Origin of the sequence: Rhizobium alarense (assembly GCF_021555155.1) — a bacterium.
Taxonomy (GTDB): domain Bacteria; phylum Pseudomonadota; class Alphaproteobacteria; order Rhizobiales; family Rhizobiaceae; genus Rhizobium_D; species Rhizobium_D alarense.
On record NZ_JAKGBU010000008.1, the window covers coordinates 59,888 to 83,506 of the forward strand.

The following is a 23,619-nucleotide window of genomic DNA, read 5'->3' on the forward strand; positions in this document are numbered from 1 at the left end:
CGACCTGATCATTTTTCGTCCCGGGTCAACGGCACGCCGTAGAGCTCGAGACGGTGATCGACCAGCCTGAACCCGTGTTCCCGGGCAATGCGCTCCTGCAGCGCTTCGATCTCGGGGGAATGGAACTCGACGACCTTTCCCGTCTTCAGATCGATCAGGTGGTCGTGGTGCTCCTCGGGCACGGTCTCGTAACGCGACCGGCCGTCCCGGAAATCGTGTCGCTCGATAATGCCCGCATCCTCGAAAAGCTTGACCGTGCGATAGACAGTCGAGATGGAGATGCGTGGATCGACCTCGACGGAACGGCGGTAGAGCTCTTCCACGTCCGGATGGTCGGCAGAACCTTCGAGCACGCGCGCGATCACGCGGCGCTGCTCCGTCATACGCATGCCGCGCTCGACGCACAGTTCCTCGAGCGTTTTTTCGAGATCGGTCATGTCGCTCCGGTCCCCGTCGTCTGCAACCCTATCCAAGGGGGAACTATCGAAGATCGAGCCGCATGACAAGCGCCGTGGATCGTCGCCCCGCGGCATCCGCATAATAGGCCTTGCGCTCGCCGACCTTGGCAAAGCCGAGCTTGGCATAGAGCCTGCGGGCTGGTGCGTTGTCCTCGTCGACCTCCAGAAACAGGGCTTCCGCGTCGCGCATGCGCGCCTCGCGGATCGCACCCTGCATGAGCCGCCAGCCGAGGCCGGCACTTTCGACACGACGGTCAACGCCGATCGTCAGGATTTCCGCCTCACCCGCCGCCGCCCGCGCCATCACGAAGCCGCCGGCGGCCCGCGCCATGGTGTTCGACTGCCAGGCGATGAAGCCGAAGACGGGCTCCTGCGCGAGAAGGGAATGGAATTCACCGTCGTTCCACGGTTTCGCAAAACGCGACCGGTGGATGGCCGCCGCGGCTGCGACGTCTGCTTTCTCCAGCGGGAAGATTTCGAATTCTGGCCGGCGCGTGAAAAAGTCCGTGAGCGCCATCGATCAGACCCGCGCGATCGCGAAACCCGCCTGCGGCTTCGCGTCCGGCCCGCGCAGATAAAGCGGCTTCGGTGCGGCGGATCGAGGGTCGGCAAGCGCCCCGAGCCGCGCAACGGCCACGATGTCGACCGGGCTGTCCGACCGCGGGGCCGGCTGCTCGACGAGCAGCGCCGCGCCCGAACCGGTAACCGCCGCGAAACGTGCGGCAGACGCGCGGGCATCGCCGAGCGCGAGGATCGCCGCATCGTCGAGCGCCGCGCCGTCGGTGGCAAAGGCCTGGATATAGACCTCGTCCCGCCTGGCATCGATCGCCACGAGGAACGACGCCGTCGCGCCTTGGTCGGCATGGGCGAGCGCAAGGGCGGCCAACGTGCTGATCCCGACGACCGGAACTGCCAGCGCCAGCCCCAGGCCGCGCGCTGCCGCCACGCCGACACGAACCCCGGTGAAGGATCCCGGGCCGATCGTGACCGCAATGCGGTCAACGTCGCAAAGTTCGATGCGCGCCGCAAGCAAAGCCGCGTCGATGACGTCCATCAACCGCTCCGCATGGCCGCGGCCGATCTCTTCGCCTGCCGTCGATAGAACCAGTTGCTTGCCGCTGTCGAAGACACAGGCGAAGCAGCCGCTTGCGGCCGTGTCGATCGCAAGCACGATCATCGGCATGCTCCGCCGGCGGCGGTCTCACATGACGGCTTCAACTTCCTGCACTTCCGGTACGAAATGGCGGAGCAGGTTCTGCACGCCATGTTTCAGTGTCGCTGTGGACGACGGGCAGCCCGAGCAGGCTCCCTTCATGTTCAGATAGACCTTGCCGTCGCGGAATCCCTTGAAGGTGATATCGCCGCCGTCCTGGGCAACTGCCGGCCGCACGCGGGTTTCGAGCAGTTCCTTGATCGTCGCGACGATCGTCTCGTCCCCTTCGTCGAAGAATTCGCCTTCCGGCTCATCGCTTGCAGACATCGCGCCGCTTGCGAGCGTCGGCTGGCCCGACATGAAATGCTCCATGATCGAGCCGAGGATCGCCGGCTTGAGGTGCTGCCAGTCGGCACTGTCCTTCGTCACCGTGATGAAATCGTAGCCGAAGAACACGCCAGTCACGCCGGGGATACCGAACAGCCGTGCGGCAAGCGGCGAGGCGGCTGCCGCTTCCGTCTCGTCACGGAATTCGGCCGTGCCCTGCTCCAGCACGATCTTGCCCGGCAGGAACTTGAGCGTTGCCGGATTGGGCGTCGATTCTGTCTGGATGAACATCGCTATCTCCATGCGGTCGGCGAGCCGTGCCGCGGTTTTTAGAATGGTTCAAAAATAGTGCGTTCCGACCGATCATTCAAGCGCACAGTCGACCGGCCATCGACGCGAAACCGAAAGATTTTTCTAGCTGAGCGCGTCGATCTCGTCGTCGGTTAGCGATTCGGGAATGACGGTGACGGGAATGGGGAAGGCCGCCCCGCGTCCCGCGAGCGAGGACACGAGCGGGCCAGGTCCTTCCTTCGCAGAACCCGCCGCCAGCACGAGAATGGCGATGTCGCGATCCTCCTCGATCAGCGCGTTGATCTGCTCCGTCGCAATACCTTCCCGGATCACGCTCTCCGGCTCGATTCCAAGCGTCTCGCGCAACGACTGGGCCGCCTTCGCGAGCACGGCTTCGGCCGCCTCGTGCGCCTCGGCCCGCATGATTTCCTCGACGCCGAGCCATTGCTGGAAATCGCCGTTGGCGATCACGTAGAGCAGGACGACGCCGCCGTTCGAATTCCTCGCGCGCGCCGCGGCATAGTGGGCGGCACGCTGGCATTCCGGCGTATCATCGATCACCGCCAGGAATTTGCGGCGATGGCCCTCCTGCCTGGAAAGTCGTCGAGAAACCATGAGGCCCCCTCGTTCTCACGTCGATTCCGGGTGACCTTATAGGAATTTCCGGCAATGGGAATTGGCCCTAGCGGAGAAATCCGACGATGTCGCGAACCTCGTTCATGGTCACCTCGGCCCGCGCCCGCGCCCGCTCGCCGCCGTCGCGCAGGATGGCATCGATGTGCGACGTGTCGCCGAGAAGCCGCCGCATCTCGGCGCCGACCGGGGCCAGAACCTCGACCGCAAGCTCGACGAGCGCCGGCTTGAACACCGAGAACTGCCGGCCGCCGAAATCGGCGAGCACGTCCGCCTTGGTCTTGTCGGCGAGTGCCGCATAGATGCCGACGAGGTTGTCCGCTTCCGGCCGTCCTTTCAGTCCCTCGACCTCGCTCGGCAAGGCATCGGGGTCGGTCTTGGCCTTGCGGATCTTTTTCGCAACCGTATCCGCGTCGTCGAGCAGGTTGATGCGCGACAGGTCCGACGCATCCGACTTCGACATTTTCTTCGTTCCGTCGCGCAGCGACATGACGCGCGGCGCCGGGCCGCCGATCAGCGGCTCGATCATCGGGAAATAGGCATGCACCGGCTCCTCGCCGACGACGATGTCGATACCCTTGCCGGTCGCCCGGATGTGTTCCTTGAAGTCGATGTTGAACTTCTGGGCAATGTCGCGGGCAAGCTCCAGATGCTGCTTCTGGTCGTCGCCGACCGGCACGTGGGTGGCGCGGTAGACGAGGATGTCGGCAGCCATGAGGCTCGGATAGGCGAGCAGCCCGAGCGATACCTGCTCGGCATTCCTGCCGCCTGCCTTGTCCTTGAACTGGGTCATGCGTTCCATCCAGCCGATGCGGGCGACGCAGTTGAAGACCCAGGCGAGCTCCGCATGCTGCGGCACAGCCGACTGGTTGAAGACGATGTGTTTGCGGGGGTCGATGCCGGAGGCGATGAAGGCGGCCGCGATGGAGCGGATCTGACTGCGCATGTCGTCGTGCACAAGCTGGGCGGTGATCGCATGCAGATCGACCACGCAATAGATACAGTCGTTGTCCTGTTGCAGCGCCACGAACTTGCGGATCGCACCGAGATAGTTGCCGAGATGGAGATTGCCGGTCGGCTGAACGCCGGAAAAGACGAGTGGCTTGAAGGTCCCTGTCATTGCTTGTTCCTGCAGGCTGGTGGAGGGCCCGGGCCCTTCTATCGGACGCGCTTATGCACGGCACAGGGTCGGCGATCAAGAGGCCCGCTACGCCGCTTCGGAAGCCGACCGATCGAGGAACCCCAAATCGCCGTGCATGCAAAACTCCTTATAATTGACATCTTCCGGTTCTCTGCTCCCGGCGGGGAGACGGCCAGGCGGGCCTTGATCGGCCGCGTTTGACGCAGGGGCGCAAACAGGAGCGTGCCATGCGGAGAAACTGCTCAACCCTCCTCACCTGGGTCGTTGCCCTGACATCGATCTTCGCAACCGAAACCATGGCCGGCGACAGTCGCAATGCGGCGAAAAGCGAGAAGGCAAACGACGCCAGAATCTACGCCGTCCAGACCTCGCGCGTGCGGCATCGATGTTTCCCGGGCAGGCTGCGGGCCGTGCTCGCCCATATAACACGGCAGGTCGGGCGCCGCCCCCTCGTTACGTCGGGTTATCGGTCGTCCGGCCGCAGCGGCTCGCTGCACCGCAAGTGCCTTGCAGCCGACATCCGTGTTCCCGGCGTATCCGTCAAGCGGATCGTGGCGGCCGCCAGGTCCGCACCCGCCATCGGCGGCATCGGCACCTATTGCAACGGCATCGTCCATGTCGATGTCGGTACGAAACGGCGCTGGCACCATTGCGGCGGCCGCAAGCGCGGCCTGGCCGAACTGACCCGCTCGACGGCTGAGACCGTGGCGATGCGCTGAGACGATCAGCGGGCCGGCTGCAGCAGGTCCCACTTGTTGCCGAAGGCATCCTCAAAGACGGCGACCGTGCCGTAGGCCTCCCTGCGTGGTGGCTCGTGGAAACGTACGCCCGCCGCGGCGAAGGCGGTGAAGTCGCGTTCGAAGTCGTCGGTGTGGAGAAAGAAGCCGACGCGGCCGCCGGTCTGGTTGCCGACGACCGCCTGCTGTGACGCATCAGCCGCTTCGGCCAGGAGCAGCCCCGTGCCTTCGCCTCCTTTCGGGCGAACCACCACCCAACGCTTTCCGTCGGGCAGTTTCGTATCCTCGACGAGAGCGAAGCCCAGTGCGCCGCAATAGAAGGCGATCGCCCGATCGTAGTCGGGCACGACAAGCGTCACCAGCGCGATCAGGCCGCTCACTCGCCACCATCCGCAGGATCGGGCTTCACCGCCGCCTTGCGCCTGATGTTGCGGCGGATCATGCCGAGATCGGCACCACCGATGAGGAAGGCCACGCCGAAATAGATCCCCATGGCGAGCACCACCAGAGCCGCAAGTGCACTCACCTGGTCGAGCAAGGGCGATGTCGGTGCGAGCCGGTCGGCGAGTGCTCCGGAGGCATAGTGGAGACTGACCGCCATGATGATCGTCGCGGTCACAAGCCGCGCCACGCGCCAGGCCAGCGCCTTTTCCAGCGGCCAGTGACCGCGCCGGACGAGAGTTGCGAACAGGAAGATCGCCGTCAGCCAGCCGGAGACCGCTTCGGCGGTCGCAATGCCGCGCTCGTGAAAGAGCGGGAAGAGCGAGACGGCAAGGATGCAGTTGACGACCACCGACAGCAGCGTGATGCGCATCGGCGTCTTCGTATCCTCGCGGGCGAAAAAGCCGGGATTGAGCGCCTTGATCATGACGAAGCCGGGCAGGCCGAGACCGTAGATGGCGAGAGTGCCGGCAACCACCGCCGTCGTCTCGGTGCCGAAGGCGCCGCGCTCGTAGAGCACGCGGACAATCTCGTCGGAGATGACCCAGAGCGCGCCGGCGGACGGCAGTGTCAGGAAGAGCACGAATTCCAGCGAGCGGTTCTGCAGATTGCCGGCCTCCCGCTCGTGGCCGCCCTTCAGGGCACGCGCGAGCTCGGGCAGGAGCACGACACCGACCGCGATGCCGACGACACCAAGCGGCAACTGGTAGACGCGGTCGGCATATTGCAGCGCCGAGATGGCGCCGTCCTTCGTGGAAGCGATCATCTGGCCGATCAATTGATTGATCTGCGTGATGCCGCCTGTCACCGCGGCCGGCAGGGCGAGCCACAAGAGGCGCTTCACGTTCGGCGTCATGCGCGGCCGGCGGAAGCCGATCTTCATGCCGGCATGACGCACACCGGCATAGAGTACGGCCATCTGCAGAAGCCCCGCTGCAAGCACGCCCCACGACAGGTACCAGGCCGTATCGAGCGGCGAGGCCCCCGCATGGAGCGCATAGCCGAGCGCCCCGATCAGCACCACGTTCAGGAAGACCGGCGCAACGGCGGCGGCGAAATAGTGGTGCAGCGAATTGAGCATGCCGGAGAGCATCGCCGTCAGCGACATGCACATGAGATAGGGGAACATCACGATCGCAAGCTCTACCGTGATGTCGAACTTCTCCGCGTCGCCGACAAAGCCCGGCGCGATGATCCAGGCGACGATCAGCGGCATGGAAAGTTCCATGACGATGGTGATCAGCAGCAGGACCGTGAAAAGAACGCCGAACACCTCCTCCGAGAACCGCTTGGCGCCGTCCGGCCCGTTCGCCTCGATCTCCTTCGCGAAGAGCGGAACGAAGGCTGCGTTGAAGGCACCCTCGGCAAAAAGCCGCCGGAAGAGGTTCGGGAAGCGGAAGGCCGCATAGAAGGCATCCGCCATCGGCCCGGTGCCGAGTGCTGCCGCCATCAGGGTCTCGCGCGCGAAGCCGAGCACGCGGCTGCCGAGCGTCGCGCCGCCAACGGTCGCGAATTTGCTGACCAGACTCATTGTTCCGCCCTGGCCCTCTTCTGCCCCGGCGGGGTCGATGGGGCGATCATGCCCGACGGCATGCGGTCGCGCAGTTCGTCCGCCTCGTCGGCCATCACGGCCTTGAGACGTGCGGCGATGTTGCCGTGGCGGTTCTCGTTGGTGATCTTCTGGCCGAGAAGATCGGTCACGTAGAACGTATCGATCACCTTCTCGCCGAACGTGGTGATGTGGGCCGAGGCGATGTCGAGCGACAGGTCCGAGAGCACCGAGGCGACCTCGGAGAGCAGGCCGGGCCGGTCGAGGCACTCGATCTCGATGACGGTAAACTTGTTGGAGAGTGTGTTCGAGATCGTGACGGCCGGCGGCACGGTGAAGGTCTTCGTGCGCTTGCGGCCCTTCGTCCGCGTCGCGATCACCTCCGGCAGCCGTTTGCGGCCGGCAAGCACGTCCTCGATCATCTTGCCAATCGTCCCGGCCCGGCGCGTCTCGTCCGCATCGTCCGGAAATTCGCGATTGACCAGAATCGTGTCGAGCGCCCGCCCGTCCGATGTCGTGAAGATCTGCGCATCGACGATATTGGCGCCCGCCGCCGCGCAAGCGCCGGCGATCACCGAAAGCAGGCGCGGATGGTCCGGCGAAAGCACCGTAATCTCGGTGATTGCATGAAAGGAATCCGTGCGCACCATCGTGGCGAGTGCCTGGCCGGCCTTGTCCGACGACCAGATGAAATTCGCATGCCGGACCTGGTCCTCGAGCGGGACGCTCAGAAGATAGGGCTCGTAGTGCAGCTTCGAATAGGCCTTGCGGTCCCTCTGGCTCCAGTCTACGAGCGCGCCGGAAAGCGTTTCGCGAGCGTGTTTCGCCCGCTCCCGGCGCGAGACCTGCGAAAAGCCGCCGGAGATCAACAGCTCGGTCTCGTAGTAGAGCGTGCGCAAGAGCTGACCCTTCCACCCGTTCCAAACGCCGGGGCCAACGGCACGGATGTCGCAGACCGTCAGCACAAGAAGCATTTTCAGCCGCTCCATCGACTGGACGCGGTCGGCGAAATCCATGATCGTCTTGCGGTCGTTGAGGTCGCGCGTCTGCGCCACCATCGACATGGTGAGATGTTCCTCGACGAGCCAGACGACGAGTTCGGTCTGCTTCGGCGACAGCCCGAAGCGCGGGCAGAGCTTGCGGGCCACCCGCGCACCGGCCGCCGAATGGTCTTCCGGCCGGCCCTTGGCGATGTCGTGCAACAGAACCGCGACATAGAGCGACACGCGGTCTTCGACGCCCGGCAGGATCTCCGCGGCCAGCGGATGCGCCTCGCGCTCGCGGCCCTGGTCGATGTCGGCGAGCACGCCGACGGCGCGGATCAGATGCTCGTCCACCGTATAGTGATGATACATGTTGAACTGCATCATCGCGACGATCTTGCCGAATTCGGGGATGAAGCGGCCGAGCACGCCCGCTTCGTTCATGCGGCGGAGCATGAGTGCCGGATCGCGCGGGGACGTCAGGATGGACAGGAAGAGGCGGTTCGCCTCGTCATTGTCCCGAAGCGCGTTGTTGATCAGCTTCAATGACCGCGTCACCTGCTTCAGCGCATCCGGATGGAATTCGAGATCGTTGATGTCGGCAATGTGAAACAGGCGGATCAGGTTGACGGGATCACGGCGGAACACGTCCGGGTCGGCAAGGGTGATGCGACCGCGATCCTCGAGGAAATCCAGCGTGCCCGGAATCTTGCGGTGCCGCCGGGTGAAGCGGCTGATGACGGCGCTGATGCCGGGTGCTTCCTTGGCCTGCTGGTCCTCCAGCGTCGCACACAGGATGCGGGTCAGGTCACCGACATCCTTGGCGACGAGGAAATAATGCTTCATGAAGCGCTCGACGGCCGAGAGGCCGGGATGTGGCTGGTAGCCGAGCGCCTCGGCGATGTCGCGCTGGATGTCGAAGGACAACCGCTCCTCCGCCTTGCCCGTCAGGAAATGCATGTGGCAACGCACCGCCCAGAGGAAATCCTCGGCCTTCTGGAAAAGCTTGTATTCGCGCCGCGACAGCACGCCGAGCTTCACGAGCTCGGCCGGGTCGCGCACCTGGTAGAAATATTTGGCGATCCAGAACAGCGTATGCAGGTCGCGCAGCCCCCCCTTGCCCTCCTTCACGTTGGGCTCGACGAGATAGCGGGTGTCGCCGGCCTTGCGATGGCGCTCATCGCGTTCGGCAAGCTTCGCGGCGATGAACTCGGGGCCCGTGCCGCGCACGACGTCGCGCTCGAAGCGCAGCGAGAGCTCGTCGAAAAGCGGTCGTGATCCGCAAAGGAAACGCGCCTCGAGGATCGCGGTGCGGATCGTCATGTCGCTCTTCGAAAGCCGGATGCTCTCCTCGATGTTGCGCGTCGCGTGCCCGACTTTGAAGCCGAGGTCCCACAGGACATAGAGCATGAACTCGATAGCCGGTTCGCTCCAGGGTGCCGGCTTGGCGGGCAGCAGGAACAGGAGATCGATGTCCGAGCCCGGCGCCAGCGTGCCGCGGCCGTAACCGCCCACGGCGGTCACGGTGATGCGCGAGGCGGGCGGCGCATGTGCCGCGCTGAAGACATGGTTCAACGCGAAATCGTGCAGCACGGAGATGATCTGGTCCTGCAGCCAGGAAATCCGTGCCGCGCAGGCAAGACCTCCGCCGTCGACGGAGAGAAGCGCGCGCGCCCGGGCGCGCCCGCCTGCATTCGCCTGCTTCAGCGCGGCGACCAGCGCCTGCCGCATCTGGTCGCGGTAGTCCGCATGGGCGCTCGCGATGAACTCGCATTTCTGACGCAATGCCGTAACGTCGAGCAGCCCCATCTCTTCGGGCGCCGGTATGTGTCTATTCATCGAATGCCGGCCCGAATCGTGCCCCTGTACCTCATTCGCCCTTTCGGTGCGCATGCGCTATACCCTTTTCGAGCCCGTAAAGACAGTGATCCTAAGCGTCAGGCATTGCCAAGTTGTTTCTTGAGCGCATAGAGCGCCTCCAGAGCGTCTCTCGGCGTCATGTCGTCCGGGTTCAGGGCCTTCAGCGCCTCCTCGACCCTGGATGCGCCCTGGCGGCCCTTCGCCTCTTCCCGCCGTACCGCCACCTGGAAGAGCGGCAGGTCATCGATGAGCTGGCTTGCCGGATTCTTCCGGTCGGCGTCCTCGAGTTTCGCCAGCACGTCCCTGGCGCGGGCAACCACGGAGGCGGGAAGGCCGGCAAGGCGGGCGACCTGGATGCCGTAGGAACGATCCGCCGCACCGGGGCCGACCTCGTGCAGGAAGATCACGTCGCCGTCCCACTCCTTGACGCGCATCGTGGCGTTTGAAAGACGCGCGAGCTTCTCCGACAGCACCGTCAATTCGTGGAAATGCGTTGCGAAGAGGCCACGGCAGCGGTTGGCCTCATGCAGGTGCTCGACGGCCGCCCAGGCGATCGACAGGCCGTCGAAGGTGGCCGTGCCGCGGCCGATCTCGTCGAGGATCACGAGCGAGCGCTCGGTCGCCTGGTTGAGGATCGCCGCCGTCTCGACCATTTCGACCATGAAGGTCGAGCGGCCGCGCGCCAGGTCGTCCGACGCACCGACGCGGGAGAAGAGCCGGTCGACGACGCCGAGATGCACCTCGTCCGCAGGCACATAGGCGCCCATCTGCGCAAGGATTGCGATCAGCGCGTTCTGGCGCAGGAATGTCGACTTGCCGCCCATGTTCGGACCGGTGAGCAGCCAGATCGCGCCAAAGGCGCCGCCGTCCCGCGGCGAGAGATCGCAGGAATTGGCGACGAAGGCGCCGCCGCCCTGCCGCCGCAACGCCTGTTCCACCACAGGATGACGGCCGCCGACAATCTCGAACATCGTCGAGGAATCGACGACGGGCCGGCAATAGGCCTGTTCCTCGGCAAGGGCCGCAAGGCCCGCCGTCACGTCGAGCACGGCGAGCGCGCGCGCCGCCGCCTTGAGGGGTTCGGCATCGCAGACGACTTTGGCCGTGAGGCGGTCGAAGACGGCGAGTTCGATCGCCAGCGCCCGGTCTGCAGCATTGGCGATCTTGGTCTCCAGCTCCGAAAGCACCGTCGTCGTGAAGCGCATGGCACCGGCCATGGTCTGGCGATGGATGAAGCGCGCCTTCGCCGTGTCGCCCTCGGTCAATGCCGCGGCGTTTCCGGCGGAGACCTCGATGAAGTAGCCAAGCACGTTGTTGTGCTTGATCTTGAGGGAGCGGACGCCGGTCTCCTCGGCATATTGCAGCTGCAGCCCGGCGATCACGCGGCGCGACTGGTCGCGCAGTGCCCGCATCTCGTCGAGCTCCGCATCCGCCCCTTCCCGCACGAACCCGCCGTCGCGCTTGAGGAGCGGCAGTTCGTCGGCGAGCTGTGCCGAGAGCGTATCCAGCAGCGGCTGGGGCAGCGCGTCGATCGCGGTCCGCGCCTCCGCAAGCTCGCCGTCGAACGCCTTTCCGGCCGCAAACGACGCGATGGCGCGGGCGACGCGAAGCCCTTCCAGGATGGCGCCGAGGTCGCGCGGCCCGCCGCGTCCGAGCGCCAGACGGGCGATGGCGCGCGGCATGTCGGGCAGGCGCTTCAGATGATCGCGCAGTTCGGCCGCATATGCCGGAAGGCCGATCAGCGCGGAAATCGAATCGAGCCGCCGGTTGATCGCCGCCGGATCGGTGAGCGGCGACATCAGCCGCTCGGCCAGCAGCCGCGCTCCGCCGCCGGTCACCGTGCGATCGATCGCCTTCAGAAGCGTGCCGCCCTTCTCGCCGGACAGTGTCCGTACCAGCTCGAGATTGGCGCGCGTCGCGGGATCGATGAACAGCGTCGAAGCGGAGCTCTCGCGCTCCGGCAACCCGAGCGGCGGGCGTTCGGCGATCTGGGTCTTCTCGACATAAGCTATCGCTGCCGAAGCGGCCGACATCTCGGCACGCGAGAAGGTGCCGAAACCGTCCAGCGTGCGCACGTCGTAAAAGCGCGCAATACGGCTCTCGGCCGTCGCACTGTCGAAAAGCACGGCGGGCTGTGGCACGGCAACCCGCCCGATCACGTCGAGCACCGGCCGGAACTCCGGATCATGGAACAGTGTGTCGGGCAGGATCAGCTCACGCGGCTCGACGCGCATGATGTCGGCAAGAAGGCGTTGCGGCGCCGTCTCGGAGAGGCGGAAGACGCCGGTCGAGATGTCGACCCAGGCGAGTGCCATTGCCGGCTCGCCGCCGCCGCGAATGCGCGACAGAGCCATCAGATAGTTGGAATCCGACGGCGACAGCAGCTTTTCCTCGGTCAGTGTGCCGGGCGTGACGAGCCGCACGACGTCGCGCCGAACCACCGACTTGGAGCCGCGCTTCTTCGCCTCCGCCGGGTCCTCGACCTGCTCACAGACAGCGACGCGGAAGCCGAGGGCGATCAGCCTCTGAAGATAGTCGTCCGCCGCATGCACCGGCACGCCGCACATCGGGATGTCCTGGCCGAGATGCTGGCCGCGTTTGGTGAGCGTGATGCCGAGTGCCCGCGACGCGTCGGCGGCATCCTGGAAGAACAGCTCGTAGAAGTCCCCCATCCTGTAGAACAGCAGGCTGTCCGGATTGGCGGCCTTGATCTCGATATACTGCTCCATCATCGGCGTGGCCGATGCCCGGCTCTCGCCCGTGGCGAGCTCGGCCGTCGTCAGGATGTCGTTCGGGCGCAGGATCTGATCGTTCACGGAAAGACAGTTCATCCAAAAAAACAGGTGCCACCCTAGCCATGGGCCGCTATAGAAGACAACACCCAAGGGTCGGCGCGGGGATGCCGCCCACAGGAGCTTGGGCCGATGAGGGAGGGCACATGGCGGCAACCGACAAAGCCGATCGCACGACGGCGACAGTAACGGATCAGGAAGCCCTGGACTTCCATGCCTCCGGCCGCCCCGGCAAACTGGAAATCTCCCCGACGAAACCGATGGCGACGCAGCGCGACCTGTCGCTCGCCTACTCGCCGGGCGTTGCCGTCCCGGTGAAGGCGATCGCAGCCGACCCCGCGACCGCCTACGACTACACGACCCGCGGCAACATGGTTGCCGTCATTTCCAACGGCACGGCGATCCTCGGCCTCGGCAATCTCGGCGCGCTCGCCTCGAAGCCGGTGATGGAGGGCAAGTCCGTCCTCTTCAAGCGATTCGCGGATGTCGATTCGATCGACCTCGAGGTCGACACCGAGAATGTCGACGAATTCGTCAACTGCGTGCGCTATCTGGGCCCCTCCTTCGGCGGCATCAATCTCGAGGACATCAAGGCGCCGGACTGTTTCATCATCGAGAGCCGCCTGCGCGAACTGATGGACATCCCGGTCTTCCATGACGACCAGCACGGCACGGCCATCATCGCCGCCGCCGGCCTGATCAACGCGCTGGCACTGACCGGGCGGGACTTCAAGTCAACGAAACTCGTCTGCAACGGTGCGGGCGCTGCGGCGATCGCCTGTGTCGAACTCATCAAGTCGATGGGCTTCAATCCGGCGAACGTCGTGCTCTGCGACACCAAGGGCGTGATCTACGAAGGCCGCACCGAGGGCATGAACCAGTGGAAGTCGGGCCATGTCGTCAAGACGGACCGGCGGACACTGGCGGAGGCGCTCGACGGCGCGGACGTGTTCTTCGGGCTCTCCGCAAAGGGGGCGCTCTCGTCCGACATGGTGCGCTCGATGGCGCCGCGGCCGATCATCTTCGCCATGGCCAATCCCGATCCGGAGATCACGCCGGAAGAAGTCGCCCGCATCCGCGACGACGCGATCGTCGCGACGGGCCGTTCCGATTATCCGAACCAGGTCAACAATGTCCTGGGCTTTCCCTATATCTTCCGCGGCGCACTCGACGTCCGTGCCACGACGATCAACGACTCCATGAAGATCGCCGCGGCGGAAGCCCTTGCAAGCCTTGCAAAGGAAGACGTGCCGGATGACGTGGCGGCCGCCTACCAGGGCAATCGGCCGCGCTTCGGCCCGCAATATATCATCCCCGTGCCGTTCGATCCGCGGCTCATCTCGGCGATCCCGGTCGCCGTCGCGAAGGCGGCGATGGAGAGCGGCGTGGCGCGCCGCGCCTTGCCGGATCTCGACGCCTATGCCCGCGAACTGAAGGCCCGGCGCGACCCGATCGCCTCGACGCTGCAGCAGATCTACGCCCGCGTGCGCCGCCAGCCGAAACGCGTCGTCTTCGCCGAGGGCGAGGAAGAGCAGATGATGCGCGCCGCGATCTCCTACGTGAACCAGCAACTCGGCACGGCGATCCTCGTCGGCCGGGAAGAGCGCATGCGGGAAACGGCGGAGAAGGCCGGCATAGACCTGGACAGACCGGGCGTGGAGCTGCTCAACGCCCGCATTTCGAAGCGCAACGACGCCTATACCGACTATCTCTACGCACGCCTGCAGCGGAAGGGCTACCTGTTCCGCGATGCGCAGCGGCTGATCCACAATGACCGCAACCACTTCGCCGCCTGCATGGTGGCTCTCGGCGACGCGGATGCGATGGTCACGGGCCTGACCCGCAACTATTCGACTGCGCTCGAGGATGTCCGGCGCTGCATCGACGCGAAACCCGGCCACCGGGTCATCGGCGCGTCGCTTGCGCTCTGCCGGGGGCGCACGGTGCTTGTCGCCGATACGGCCGTGCACGACATGCCCTCGTCCGAGGAGCTTGCGGACATCGCCGAGGAGGCAGCGGGGCTCGCCCGCCGGCTCGGCTACGTGCCGCGCGTCGCCATGCTCGCCTATTCGACCTTCGGGCATCCGTCCGGCGAGCGCTCCGAGCGGGTGCGCGAAGCCGTCAAGATCCTCGACAAGCGGCGCGTCGACTTCGAATACGACGGCGAGATGGCGGCGGACGTAGCGCTCAATCCGAAGATCATGGAGCAGTATCCCTTCTGCCGCCTGTCGGGTCCGGGCAACGTGCTCGTCATGCCGGCCTTCCACTCGGCTTCCATCGCCACGAAGATGCTGCAGGAACTCGGCGGTTCGACCGTCATCGGCCCTCTGCTCGTCGGCCTCGACAAGTCGGTGCAGATCGTCTCAATGGGTGCGAAGGATTCCGACATCGTGAACCTCGCCGCACTCGCCGCCCACAACGCCGGCTGAGACGAGAGCGCGAACGAAAGAGGCTCGTGCCGGAGCACGAGCCTCGCTATATCTTGACTATACCGATCTTCATTCAATCCGCTCAGATCCGGCCGGCGCGACGTTGGCGCCTCCGGCAAATCCGCTCAGCTCGCGAAACGGCCGGCGTCGGCGCCGTAATAGCTGAGATACCGGCCGGAGATATTGCTGATGGGGAGCACGATCAGGACATCGGTCGTCCGGAAGGCATGGTCCACGACGGCACCGTCGCCGACCATGGCGCCGAGCCGCAGGTATCCCTTGATCAGCGGCGGCATGGCGGCAAGCGCCTTACGAGCATTCACTGCCTCGCTCGGCACGAGATCCATCGTCCTGTAGAGCTCCGGACGCGCCGCAACGGACCATTCGCCGCCCGCAAGCGCGTTCTGATGCAGGAAGGACAAGGCCAGCGCGTGTTCTTCCGGCACGACGCCCCCAAAGGAACCGCAGCCGAACATGGCGTCCACGCCGTGCTTCAGCGCATAGGCCCAGTTGCCCTGCCACAGAAGCTCGACGGTGCGCTTGGTGCGATATTCCGGCAGCACGCAGGACCGGCCGAGTTCCATGAAACGCTTTTCCGGATGACGCTGAAGAAGCGCTTCCACGTCGAACTCGCTCTGCGAATAGAAGCCCCCGGACTGGCGGGCGATGTCCTGGCGCAGCAGCCGGTAGGTCCCGACAATCTGTTCCTCGGTGTCGCCCTCGATGCTGGTGTCGAGCACCAGAAGATGGTCGCAGACCATGTCCCAGGCATCGGTGTCGCGCTTGCGGCGCATGGCATCCGGGGCGATCTGCGCCTTCATCTCCTCGACGAAGACGCGGTACCGCACGGCCTGTGCCGCATCGATTTCGGCATTGGTCCGTGCAAGACGCGTTTCCAGCGGTCCGATGCGCCCGAGCACGTCACCCGCCGTCCGCGCCGGCTTCACCGCGGGAGCGGCGGGCGTGACATCCGCAAGCGGAACGGGGTTGATGAGATCGACGGCCATGTCGCACTTCCTGACACACTGATGTGACTGCCTTAAAGCATGAGTCTGCGACAGGAAAGTGACATCGCCGGGGCGTTCCTCAAACGGCGGCACAGGACGTCCCGGTTCCGCCGGGCACCGGAGAACCGCGGATCAGGCGTTCAGAAGACGCTCGATCTCACCCAGGAATTCGGACGGCTCGGGCGGCTTGGCCAGCACGATATCCGCGCCGGCGGCAAGGAGCTGGTGCCTGAGCGCATCGCGCCGATCGGCGGTCAGCACGACGATCGGCAGGGCAGGTTCGAGCGCGCGCAGATGCCCGACGGTCTCAATGCACTCGCCGCCCGGCATGTTGACGTCGGTGACGATGAGGTCCGGGCCCGCAGAGCCTTGTGCACAGGCTGCAAGCAACGCTGGAAAGTCGCCGACCACCCGCACGGCGTGGCCCGCCTTGCTCAGCATCGCGCGCACGAGCATGGCGTTGACGGGATCGTCTTCCGCCAGCACGATCGTGCGTTGCCGCTCGGGTTTTCCGGGCGTTTCAGGGTTGCCTGAAAATTCCGTGCCGGTTGGCTGGTTGTCGTTGATCGCGTCGCGCGTCTCGATGCCTTTCATGCGTCCGCGCAGGACCTCGACCAGCGAGCGCTCGCGGAGCGGACGGATCAGCCAGGAATCGAAGCCTTCGCCGTTGCCGATCGCGCGGCCGGTGCGCTCCTCCGGATTGACGAGATATATGCGCCGGGCGGAGCGGTCACGAAAGGCCGGAAGACCCGCGAGTTCCCGACGGAACGGTCCCGCCACGCGGTTGTCGACGATGATGTCGGTCCATTCCGTCGTGCCTGCAGTCCGCGCCAGCTCCAGGGCATCTTCCACGTCCGACACGAGTCGGCATCGACCGCCGAGTCCGACGACGGTGCGGACCAGGGCAGCCGAACACGGCCCCTGTGGCGCGAACAGGAAAACGTTCGCCATGCGCAGGATGCCGCGACGCGACGTGACGGCCTCCGCCATGCCCGCAGGCATGCCGACGGGCATGCGGATCGTGAAGGTGCTGCCCTGCCCCTGAACGCTTCTGACCGTCAGCGAGCCACCGGCCATGCGCAGAATATTGGCGGAGATTGCGAGACCGAGGCCCGTCCCGCCGGACTTCTGCGATGCACTGCCGGCCTGCTCGAATTCCGCGAAGATTCTCGCCTGCGCCTCCGGCGACATGCCTGGTCCGGTATCGGCCACCGCGATCGCGACATGGCCGTCCTCCAGCCGCGTCTCAAGCGAGACGCCGCCGGACGGGGTGAATTTCACCGCATTGCCGACGACATTGTAGAGAATCTGGCGCAGCCGGGCGCCATCCAGATCGAGCAGCAGCGGCACGTCGGACGAGACGAAGGAACCGATCTCGATCCCCTTCTCATGCGCCCGAGCCGACAGCATTTCGACAACGCTTTCAAGAATCGGCCGGACGGGCTGCTCGGTCGGACGGAGCTGGAACCGGCCCGCCTCGATCGTCGAGAAGTCGAGAAGGTCGTCAACCAGTTGGACGAGCGCGTGGCCGGACTGGCGGATTCCCGCAAGATAGTTCTTCTGCTCGGCGGACAGCCGCGTCTGTCCGATCAGATGCGACATGCCGAGGATTCCGGAAAGCGGCGTTCGGATCTCGTGGCTCACAGTCGCAAGCAGCCGCGACTTCGCCTCGCTCGCGCGCTCCGCCTTCAGCCGTGCCTGCTCCCGCTCTCCCTCTGCACGGCGTTCCTCGGTCACATCGCGCGCGATGCTATGGACGACAAGCGCGCCGGTTTCGGGGTCGCGAACGGTGATGTCATGCCAGCAGAAGACCCGAGGGCCTTCCGCCATCTCGATCTCGATATCGTAGCGGTGCGGGCTCGATTGCGACCGGAAGGCGAGACCCAGCGCTTCGCAGGTGCTACCGACCACCTCCATCCCGCCGAACAGCGTCTGCATGGTCCGGTTGGCACGAAGGATGCGGCCGTCGAGGGTGCGCACGACCACGATATCGCCAAGCATGTCGTGCACAGCCGAAACGATGAGCGACGTCTCGTCCCGCTCCCAGCTTCTGTCGGCGCGCTCCTCGCCCTCGTGCACGGCTTGCCGCCGCGAGGACCGCCGGTCGTTCAGGAGATAGACGCCGCCCGCCAGGCCGGCGAATGCGAGCGCCATCGCGGAAAGATAGAACCCGGCCGTCATTCCGGTCGCCAGCACAAAGGCGGCGAAGATCAGGCCGGTGCCGGCAATGACGCGCCGGACAGTCGCCGCGCCCTCCGGTTCCCCTTCGCTGTCCACGTCGTCAGGGTGGGGACCGAGGGGATGGGGGGCGTCGGACAAGCCGCCGTCTCGCCCGGCGGCAGGCTCGTCGCCCGGCCGCGCCGGAGACCGGAACTCGGCTTCCAGCCGCTTCTGAAGCTTTGCGGGTTCACTCATGACGCCCCGCATACCATGCCGGGCGTTCAAAAGCGCTTCATCAAACCGATCGCATTTTAACGATCGCGCCGCCGCATTAGAACAAGCTCGTCGAGAATGATGAGCCCGGCGCCGATCGTGATGAAGCTGTCGGCAAGATTGAAGACGGCAAAGGACCACGTGCGCGTGTGGAAGAGCACATAGTCGATGACGTAACCATACAGCAGGCGGTCGACAAGGTTCCCGATCGCGCCGGCAATGATGAAGGCATAGCCCGCATGGGCGATGCCCCGCGCCTTCGGTGTCTGTCGCCAGAGCCAGACCACGAAGGCGACGACGACGAGACGCAGGCCGACGATGAACCAGCCCTCCATGCCCGACAGCATCGAGAAGGCCACGCCGTAGTTGTAGGTGCGATAGAGCGCCAGCATGGGGACGACCGGAACGGCATCCTGGAACGGCAGCAGCGTGTCGACGACGACCTTGAGCGCCTGGTCGAGAAGAACGGCGAGAAGGATGAAGACGACGACCGGCGCCGGCCGCGACAACAGCGGTATCCTGTCGCTCATGCGTCAGCGTCCAGTGTCAGGAGATGACGACGCGCCTCGAACAGCATGATGCCGGTGGCGATCGCCAGGTTGAGCGAGTCGGCCCGGCCGGCCTGAGGAATGCGGGCAAGCGCATCGGCTTCCCGCGCAAGCTCGTCCGGCAAGCCTGCCTGCTCGTTGCCCATCAGCAGAACGACGGGCTTCCTGCGGTAGTCGATGGCGCGGTAATCGACAGCGCCTGCCAGATGGGTCGCGACCACCATGGCGCCGCTCTCTGCCTTCCAGCGGACAAAATCCGCAACGTTCGTCCTGACGAGGGGGACCGCGAAGACCGAACCCATCGTCGCGCGAACCGTCTCCAGCGAGAAGGGGTCGGTCGTCTCTCCGACGAGGATGACGCCGGAGGCACCCGCGGCATCGGCGGTGCGGATGATGGTTCCGAGGTTGCCGGGATCGCGCACCCGGTCCAGCGCCACGTAGGTCTCGCCTGGCTTCGGCCGGATCTCCCGGAGCGGCGAATAACGCTGCTCGAAGACGCCGACGACCATCTGCGGATTGTCGCGACGCGTTACGGCGGAGAGCACTTTCTCGCTGACCTCGAGCACGAGGCCGCCGCTTGCCACGGTGCGCGCGGCAACCTGTTCCACCTGCGGCTTGCCCTTTGCGGCCTTGGCATAGACGAGGATGCGGATCGTCCAGCCGAGCTCGATCGCGTCGATGACGAGCTTCAGGCCCTCGGCGATGAAGGAGCGGCTTTCGTCCCGCGCCTTCTTCTGCGCCAGCGCCTTGATGTCCTTGACGATCGGATTGGCGAGGCTCGTAACCTCCTTCACCTGCCCGACACGGCGCAACTGTCCCGCATTGAACTCAGTCATTCGCGTATCCAACGGCTGAAGAGGGATGTGGAGAGCGCGCGGCCCGCCGCGCGGCCCTCGAGGCCGCGTTCGCGGATGACCAGTTCGCCCGATTCGACAATGCCGCCGCAGCCGCGCATGGTCTCGCGCATCAGTTCATGAATGGAATAGAAGCTGGCGCGGATGGAATAGGCCGTCAGAACAAATCCGACCGCCTGCGGCGCGAGGATCGCGCGGCACACGTCAAGCATCAGCGGCAGGTGCTCGAAGAGCTGCCAGACCTCGCCGTTCGGGCCACGGCCGAATTTCGGCGGGTCGGCGAGCACGATGTCATAGCCGTTGCCGCGCCGTTCTTCGCGCAGGATGAACTTCATCGCATCCTCGCAGATCCAGCGGATCGGCAGATTTTCGCCGCGGCAGAGCGCCTGGTTCTCGCGCGCCCAGCCGATCGCCTTCTTCGAGGCATCGACATGCGTCACATCCGCACCCGCTCGCGCGGCGACGAGCGACGCCACGCCCGTATAGCCGAAAAGGTTCAGCACCTTCAGCGGCCGATCGGCCTTGCGGATGCGCTCCTGCACCCAGCGCCAGTGCGCGAGTTGCTCGGGAAAGACGCCGACGTGGCGGAAGGCGGTGAACCGCCCGTGGAAATCCGTGTCGAGCAGCTTCATCGGCCAGGTCTCGCCGAGCGCCATTCCCGGAAAACGCCAGCGGCCCATGCCGTCCTCGTCCGTATCGCCGGTGAAGACCGCGTCGGCTCCGTCCCAGACGGCATCCGGCAGGGCCCGCGGCCAGAGGGCCTGGGCTTCCGGGCGCACAATGCGGTAGGGTCCATACTGCTCGAGCTTCTCGCCGTTGCCGCTGTCGATCAGACGATAGGCATCCCCCCCGTCCGTTTCCAGGATGAGAGGCACATTTTCCCGCGGCTTGTCGCCGGCGTGGCGTTGCAACGGCCGGGCGGCTTCGGCAGGCGATACCGCCTCCTGCCTGGCTTTCCTGACGTGGAGCAGCGGCGGCTTGCCGGCCGGTGCGCCGGCGGCCCGCCGCGGTTCGCCGCGCTTGGAGCCCGCGTCAGTCGTCCCACCTGGACGCGAAGAGCCGTTCTTCTGCCGCCGTGTTTTGTCTTTTACCATCCGTGCCCATCTTCACTCTGCGGCTCCCGATCGTCGACCGGGCCGAAGGCGAGACCAAATAGCATTCCGGTCCCACTTGGCAAAGCTGTTTCCGATCTGCGATAACGCGGACGACCGGCAGACGCGGGAGGGACAGTCATGGACATGGTTGGCGAAGAGCGGATCAAGGCGCCGCGCGACATCGTCTGGGCGGCGCTGAACGACCCGGACGTCCTGAGGGACTGCATCCCCGGCTGCCAATCCCTGACGATGAAATCGCCGACGGAGCTGGAGGCGGTCGTCAAGATCAAAATTGGCCCGGTTTCAGCGACCTTCACCGGCGAGGTGACGCTGTCGAATCTCAACCCGCCCGAAAGCTATACGATTGCCGGCGAAGGCAAGGGCGGCATCGCAGGTTTCGCGAAGGGCGGGGCGGACGTGAAGCTGACGCCCGACGGCGACGAGACCATTCTCTCCTATGACGTGAAGGCGCAGATCGGCGGAAAACTCGCGCAGCTCGGATCACGCCTCATCGATTCCACATCCAAGAAACTTGCCGCGCAGTTCTTCGCCGACCTCGGCGCCCGCATCGGCGGAGAGCCCGCGCGGACATCCTGATCGGAAGACAGACCATGCATCTGACCGGAATCCAAACGATCGCCGCTCCGCGCCAGGCCGTGTGGAATGCGCTCCACGACGTGGAGGTGCTCCGCACGTGCATCCCGGGATGCGTCTCCGCGCGGTTCAAGACCGAGACGCGACTCGTGACACGCATCAAGATCAATCTCGGCGTCATCGCGCCGGTGCTGAAGGGCGGCGTACACTTCAACGACGTCGAGCCCCCGACGAAGCTCGCGATCAGCGGCGCCGGCAAGGGCGGCCTTGCCGGCGACAGCATCTGGCGGGCCACCGTAACGCTCGACGACGCCGATGGCGGAACGCGGCTGTCCTACGATCTCAATGCGGATCTCGGCGGCAAGCTTGCACAGCTCGGCGCCTTCGTGCTCGAACCGGTGATACGGCGAACGGTGTCGCGGTTCCTGGGCAGTCTGTCAGAGGCGATGGCGCAGAACCGGAAGGCCGTCGGCTGAGCTTTCAGCGCCCGTCGGACAGCAGGCCGCCGTTGCCGGCAAGCGTTTCGGCGCGCGCCTTCTGCTTTTCCGCCTCGCTGTGCCACTTGACGGCTTCGGACGCCTCGTTGCGCGCCCGCTTGCGGTGCTTGCCCTGGCTGAGCCAGGTTGCCGCGGAACCGAGCAGCAATCCGAGAATGACGGCCGAAAACAGATAGACGAAGAAAGGCGCCGTCACGGAAAGCACGCCGTCTTCGGGACGGAAGGGGTTAAGGGCCAGCGTGACCGGCTGGCGGTTGGCGACCGACAGGACGATCAGCACGATACCGACCGGCGCCAGAATCGCAACATTGACGATTCTCTTCAGCATTCACGTCTCCCGCAGGGGTCCAGGTTTCAGTCGGCTGCGTCGTCCGCCTGATCGGGGTTGAGGCGTTCGCGCAGTTCTTTGCCCGTCTTGAAAAAGGGGACCCATTTTTCCTCGACGAAGACGGAATCGCCGGTTCGCGGGTTGCGTCCCGAACGCGACGGGCGGTTCTTGACGGAAAAGGCGCCGAAGCCTCTCAGCTCCACGCGGTTTCCCGCGGCGAGCGCATCGGTGATCTCGTCCAGCACGGCGTTGACGATGTTCTCCACGTCACGGTGATAGAGGTGCGGATTTCGTGCCGCCACGATCTGCACCAGTTCCGACTTGATCACGTTATCCCCCTCAAAAATCCTTGTTTTTCAATCGGGACCAACCTGCCAAACGGAGACAAGACCGTCAAGAAACAACTTTTCGCCCCCGAGCCTTTCGATGGCGGTGGATGCGCCGATTCCATCAAGGCCGATACCCTTCAGGACTTCGGAAACGGCCGCGGAGATCCAGAAGAGCCCGCCCGACCCCTTCGGCTCGTAGTCGACGACCTTCAGGCTCGTATCGACGCCCCTCTCCGTCAGATAGGCCCTGATGTCGTCGCCATCGCCGAGACGGTCGACCAGCTTGGCGGCAAGGGCCTGGCGGCCCGTATAGATGCGCCCGTCCGAAAGACGCAGAACCTCGCCGCGCGGCAGGCCGCGCCGAGCGGAGACGAGATCGACGAACCAGGCGTAGCTGTCGTTCACCATGGCCTGGATCATCGCCTTCGCCTCCTCGCTCGCCGGCTGGAAGGGCGAGGGTTCCGCCTTGAGCGGAGCGGACTTGATGGCTTCCAGCGAAACGCCGATCTTGTCCATCAGCTGCTTGACCTGCGGATACTGGAAGAGCACGCCGATCGATCCGGTGATCGAGCTTTCGCCGGCGATGATCGTGTCGCCGGCCGTCGCGACCAGGTAGCCGGCCGAGGCGGCGAGCGTTCGTATGTCCGAAACGACGGGTTTCTTCGCGGCGACCTTGCGGATCGCCTTGTACAGGATTTCGCCGCCGTAGGTGGTTCCGCCCGGCGAAGCGATCGAGACGACGAGCGCCTTCACCCGGTCGTTTCGCGCGATCCGATCGAGCCGTTCCAGCAGTTCCCTGTCATCCTGAATAATTCCGGCGATCGATACGCGGGCGATATGGTCCTGCGTGGTCGCGGGCCACCGCGCCATCACGGCGGCAAACACCGCTGCGATCGCGACAACAACGGTCGCGACGCGCCAGAAAGTCAGCTTGCGCCGCATGGAGCGGCGCCCGGCGATAGCGGAAGGGTCCATGTCGATATCCTCAGCCAGTTGACGCCGACGCGCGCCGATCGTTCGATTGCCAAAGTCCCGATCGTTATGGCATTAGATGGGTCGATAGCAAATGGTCGTCGCAATTTTTGCCGATCCATTGTTTCTTTGGGAATAATCGCCATATGGGCGAGGTCGTCGGACCGCG

At 65.2% G+C, this 23,619-nt stretch carries 22 protein-coding genes; 4 read left to right on the top strand and 18 right to left on the bottom strand.

Translation table 11 applies throughout. The features are described 5' to 3' along the window. Positions 1 to 8 precede the first annotated feature (8 nt). The 6 genes from LXM94_RS04350 to trpS form a co-directional block, all read right to left on the bottom strand. Entirely contained in the window at positions 9 to 437 is a 429-nt protein-coding gene (locus tag LXM94_RS04350) for a Fur family transcriptional regulator (protein ID WP_235769913.1), read from the bottom strand. Between the two features lie 43 nt (positions 438 to 480). Beyond that, positions 481 to 975: a GNAT family N-acetyltransferase gene (locus LXM94_RS04355; protein ID WP_235769914.1), complete on the bottom strand. Its 495-nt coding sequence runs from the start codon at positions 973 to 975 to the stop codon at positions 481 to 483. A 3-nt stretch (positions 976 to 978) separates the two neighbouring features. After that, positions 979 to 1,635, bottom strand: a complete 657-nt coding sequence (tsaB, locus tag LXM94_RS04360; RefSeq protein ID WP_235769915.1) for a tRNA (adenosine(37)-N6)-threonylcarbamoyltransferase complex dimerization subunit type 1 TsaB — start codon at positions 1,633 to 1,635, stop codon at positions 979 to 981. A 24-nt stretch (positions 1,636 to 1,659) separates the two neighbouring features. Next, on the bottom strand, positions 1,660 to 2,229 hold the full coding sequence (locus LXM94_RS04365) for a NifU family protein (RefSeq protein ID WP_235769916.1): 570 nt from the start codon (positions 2,227 to 2,229) through the stop codon (positions 1,660 to 1,662). 123 nt (positions 2,230 to 2,352) lie between these two features. Continuing rightward, positions 2,353 to 2,844 (bottom strand): universal stress protein, encoded by a 492-nt coding sequence (locus LXM94_RS04370; protein ID WP_235769917.1) that lies wholly within the window; start codon positions 2,842 to 2,844, stop codon positions 2,353 to 2,355. A 67-nt stretch (positions 2,845 to 2,911) separates the two neighbouring features. Further along, positions 2,912 to 3,982 (bottom strand): tryptophan--tRNA ligase, encoded by a 1,071-nt coding sequence (gene trpS, locus LXM94_RS04375; protein ID WP_235769918.1) that lies wholly within the window; start codon positions 3,980 to 3,982, stop codon positions 2,912 to 2,914. Between the two features lie 248 nt (positions 3,983 to 4,230). On the opposite strand from trpS, the gene LXM94_RS04380 reads away from it, so the two are divergent. Continuing rightward, complete coding sequence (locus LXM94_RS04380; protein ID WP_235769919.1) at positions 4,231 to 4,722, top strand: YcbK family protein; 492 nt, start codon at positions 4,231 to 4,233, stop codon at positions 4,720 to 4,722. Between the two features lie 5 nt (positions 4,723 to 4,727). On the opposite strand, the gene LXM94_RS04385 is transcribed toward LXM94_RS04380, so the two are convergent. The 4 genes from LXM94_RS04385 to mutS all read right to left on the bottom strand — a co-directional run bounded on the left by LXM94_RS04385 (position 4,728) and on the right by mutS (position 12,404). Further along, positions 4,728 to 5,120 carry a VOC family protein gene (locus LXM94_RS04385; protein WP_235769920.1) on the bottom strand — a complete coding sequence of 131 codons (393 nt, stop codon included), beginning with the start codon at positions 5,118 to 5,120 and terminating at the stop codon, positions 4,728 to 4,730. After that, positions 5,117 to 6,712 carry a murein biosynthesis integral membrane protein MurJ gene (gene murJ / locus LXM94_RS04390; protein WP_235769921.1) on the bottom strand — a complete coding sequence of 532 codons (1,596 nt, stop codon included), beginning with the start codon at positions 6,710 to 6,712 and terminating at the stop codon, positions 5,117 to 5,119. The genes LXM94_RS04385 and murJ overlap by 4 nt, the downstream gene beginning before the upstream one ends. Next, positions 6,709 to 9,552 (bottom strand): [protein-PII] uridylyltransferase, encoded by a 2,844-nt coding sequence (locus LXM94_RS04395; RefSeq protein WP_235769922.1) that lies wholly within the window; start codon positions 9,550 to 9,552, stop codon positions 6,709 to 6,711. The genes murJ and LXM94_RS04395 overlap by 4 nt, the downstream gene beginning before the upstream one ends. A 98-nt stretch (positions 9,553 to 9,650) precedes the next feature. Next, entirely contained in the window at positions 9,651 to 12,404 is a 2,754-nt protein-coding gene (mutS, locus tag LXM94_RS04400; RefSeq protein ID WP_235769923.1) for a DNA mismatch repair protein MutS, read from the bottom strand. A gap of 107 nt (positions 12,405 to 12,511) precedes the next feature. On the opposite strand from mutS, the gene LXM94_RS04405 reads away from it, so the two are divergent. Beyond that, the gene (locus LXM94_RS04405) at positions 12,512 to 14,794 is read left to right on the top strand and encodes an NADP-dependent malic enzyme (protein WP_235769924.1); all 2,283 of its coding nucleotides are present in this window, start codon (positions 12,512 to 12,514) and stop codon (positions 14,792 to 14,794) included. Between the two features lie 125 nt (positions 14,795 to 14,919). Here the strand turns inward: LXM94_RS04405 and LXM94_RS04410 are convergent, their stop codons facing one another. The 5 genes from LXM94_RS04410 to LXM94_RS04430 form a co-directional block, all read right to left on the bottom strand. After that, positions 14,920 to 15,801: a GNAT family N-acetyltransferase gene (locus tag LXM94_RS04410; protein ID WP_235769925.1), complete on the bottom strand. Its 882-nt coding sequence runs from the start codon at positions 15,799 to 15,801 to the stop codon at positions 14,920 to 14,922. A gap of 132 nt (positions 15,802 to 15,933) precedes the next feature. Then, positions 15,934 to 18,216, bottom strand: coding sequence for a hybrid sensor histidine kinase/response regulator (locus LXM94_RS04415; protein ID WP_235769926.1), 2,283 nt, complete (start codon positions 18,214 to 18,216; stop codon positions 15,934 to 15,936). Positions 18,217 to 18,272: 56 nt separating this feature from the next. Then, a complete protein-coding gene (lspA, locus tag LXM94_RS04420; RefSeq protein WP_235769927.1) occupies positions 18,273 to 18,764 on the bottom strand; it encodes a signal peptidase II in 492 nt (163 codons plus the stop codon). Then, positions 18,761 to 19,618, bottom strand: a complete 858-nt coding sequence (locus LXM94_RS04425) for a TrmH family RNA methyltransferase (RefSeq protein WP_235769928.1) — start codon at positions 19,616 to 19,618, stop codon at positions 18,761 to 18,763. Before LXM94_RS04425 ends, lspA begins: the two co-directional genes overlap by 4 nt. Continuing rightward, the gene (locus LXM94_RS04430; RefSeq protein WP_235769929.1) at positions 19,615 to 20,730 is read right to left on the bottom strand and encodes a class I SAM-dependent methyltransferase; all 1,116 of its coding nucleotides are present in this window, start codon (positions 20,728 to 20,730) and stop codon (positions 19,615 to 19,617) included. Before LXM94_RS04430 ends, LXM94_RS04425 begins: the two co-directional genes overlap by 4 nt. 138 nt (positions 20,731 to 20,868) lie before the next feature. Here LXM94_RS04430 and LXM94_RS04435 point away from each other — a divergent pair, with 138 nt between their 5' ends. Beyond that, positions 20,869 to 21,327 carry an SRPBCC family protein gene (locus LXM94_RS04435; RefSeq protein WP_235769930.1) on the top strand — a complete coding sequence of 153 codons (459 nt, stop codon included), beginning with the start codon at positions 20,869 to 20,871 and terminating at the stop codon, positions 21,325 to 21,327. A gap of 14 nt (positions 21,328 to 21,341) precedes the next feature. Then, positions 21,342 to 21,800 (top strand): CoxG family protein, encoded by a 459-nt coding sequence (locus LXM94_RS04440; RefSeq protein ID WP_235769931.1) that lies wholly within the window; start codon positions 21,342 to 21,344, stop codon positions 21,798 to 21,800. Between the two features lie 4 nt (positions 21,801 to 21,804). Here LXM94_RS04440 and LXM94_RS04445 read toward each other — a convergent pair whose 3' ends face one another. From LXM94_RS04445 to sppA, 3 genes are read right to left on the bottom strand one after another with little or no spacing between them, the layout of a single operon-like run. After that, positions 21,805 to 22,149, bottom strand: a complete 345-nt coding sequence (locus LXM94_RS04445; RefSeq protein WP_235769932.1) for a LapA family protein — start codon at positions 22,147 to 22,149, stop codon at positions 21,805 to 21,807. A gap of 26 nt (positions 22,150 to 22,175) precedes the next feature. Then, entirely contained in the window at positions 22,176 to 22,478 is a 303-nt protein-coding gene (locus LXM94_RS04450; RefSeq protein WP_235769933.1) for an integration host factor subunit beta, read from the bottom strand. A 27-nt stretch (positions 22,479 to 22,505) separates the two neighbouring features. Next, on the bottom strand, positions 22,506 to 23,453 hold the full coding sequence (gene sppA, locus LXM94_RS04455; RefSeq protein WP_235769934.1) for a signal peptide peptidase SppA: 948 nt from the start codon (positions 23,451 to 23,453) through the stop codon (positions 22,506 to 22,508). Positions 23,454 to 23,619 lie beyond the last annotated feature (166 nt).

What these genes read in the sequence shown, in the direction of transcription:
- LXM94_RS04350 (WP_235769913.1), bottom strand. Translation starts at nt 437, where the DNA reads ATGACCGATCTCGAAAAAACGCTCGAGGAACTGTGCGTCGAGCGCGGC.
- LXM94_RS04355 (WP_235769914.1), bottom strand. Translation starts at nt 975, where the DNA reads ATGGCGCTCACGGACTTTTTCACGCGCCGGCCAGAATTCGAAATCTTC.
- tsaB (WP_235769915.1), bottom strand. Translation starts at nt 1,635, where the DNA reads ATGATCGTGCTTGCGATCGACACGGCCGCAAGCGGCTGCTTCGCCTGT.
- LXM94_RS04365 (WP_235769916.1), bottom strand. Translation starts at nt 2,229, where the DNA reads ATGTTCATCCAGACAGAATCGACGCCCAATCCGGCAACGCTCAAGTTC.
- LXM94_RS04370 (WP_235769917.1), bottom strand. Translation starts at nt 2,844, where the DNA reads ATGGTTTCTCGACGACTTTCCAGGCAGGAGGGCCATCGCCGCAAATTC.
- trpS (WP_235769918.1), bottom strand. Translation starts at nt 3,982, where the DNA reads ATGACAGGGACCTTCAAGCCACTCGTCTTTTCCGGCGTTCAGCCGACC.
- LXM94_RS04380 (WP_235769919.1), top strand. Translation starts at nt 4,231, where the DNA reads ATGCGGAGAAACTGCTCAACCCTCCTCACCTGGGTCGTTGCCCTGACA.
- murJ (WP_235769921.1), bottom strand. Translation starts at nt 6,712, where the DNA reads ATGAGTCTGGTCAGCAAATTCGCGACCGTTGGCGGCGCGACGCTCGGC.
- LXM94_RS04395 (WP_235769922.1), bottom strand. Translation starts at nt 9,552, where the DNA reads ATGAATAGACACATACCGGCGCCCGAAGAGATGGGGCTGCTCGACGTT.
- mutS (WP_235769923.1), bottom strand. Translation starts at nt 12,404, where the DNA reads ATGAACTGTCTTTCCGTGAACGATCAGATCCTGCGCCCGAACGACATC.
- LXM94_RS04405 (WP_235769924.1), top strand. Translation starts at nt 12,512, where the DNA reads ATGGCGGCAACCGACAAAGCCGATCGCACGACGGCGACAGTAACGGAT.
- LXM94_RS04410 (WP_235769925.1), bottom strand. Translation starts at nt 15,801, where the DNA reads ATGGCCGTCGATCTCATCAACCCCGTTCCGCTTGCGGATGTCACGCCC.
- LXM94_RS04415 (WP_235769926.1), bottom strand. Translation starts at nt 18,216, where the DNA reads ATGAGTGAACCCGCAAAGCTTCAGAAGCGGCTGGAAGCCGAGTTCCGG.
- lspA (WP_235769927.1), bottom strand. Translation starts at nt 18,764, where the DNA reads ATGAGCGACAGGATACCGCTGTTGTCGCGGCCGGCGCCGGTCGTCGTC.
- LXM94_RS04425 (WP_235769928.1), bottom strand. Translation starts at nt 19,618, where the DNA reads ATGACTGAGTTCAATGCGGGACAGTTGCGCCGTGTCGGGCAGGTGAAG.
- LXM94_RS04430 (WP_235769929.1), bottom strand. Translation starts at nt 20,730, where the DNA reads ATGGTAAAAGACAAAACACGGCGGCAGAAGAACGGCTCTTCGCGTCCA.
- LXM94_RS04435 (WP_235769930.1), top strand. Translation starts at nt 20,869, where the DNA reads ATGGACATGGTTGGCGAAGAGCGGATCAAGGCGCCGCGCGACATCGTC.
- LXM94_RS04440 (WP_235769931.1), top strand. Translation starts at nt 21,342, where the DNA reads ATGCATCTGACCGGAATCCAAACGATCGCCGCTCCGCGCCAGGCCGTG.
- LXM94_RS04445 (WP_235769932.1), bottom strand. Translation starts at nt 22,149, where the DNA reads ATGCTGAAGAGAATCGTCAATGTTGCGATTCTGGCGCCGGTCGGTATC.
- sppA (WP_235769934.1), bottom strand. Translation starts at nt 23,453, where the DNA reads ATGGACCCTTCCGCTATCGCCGGGCGCCGCTCCATGCGGCGCAAGCTG.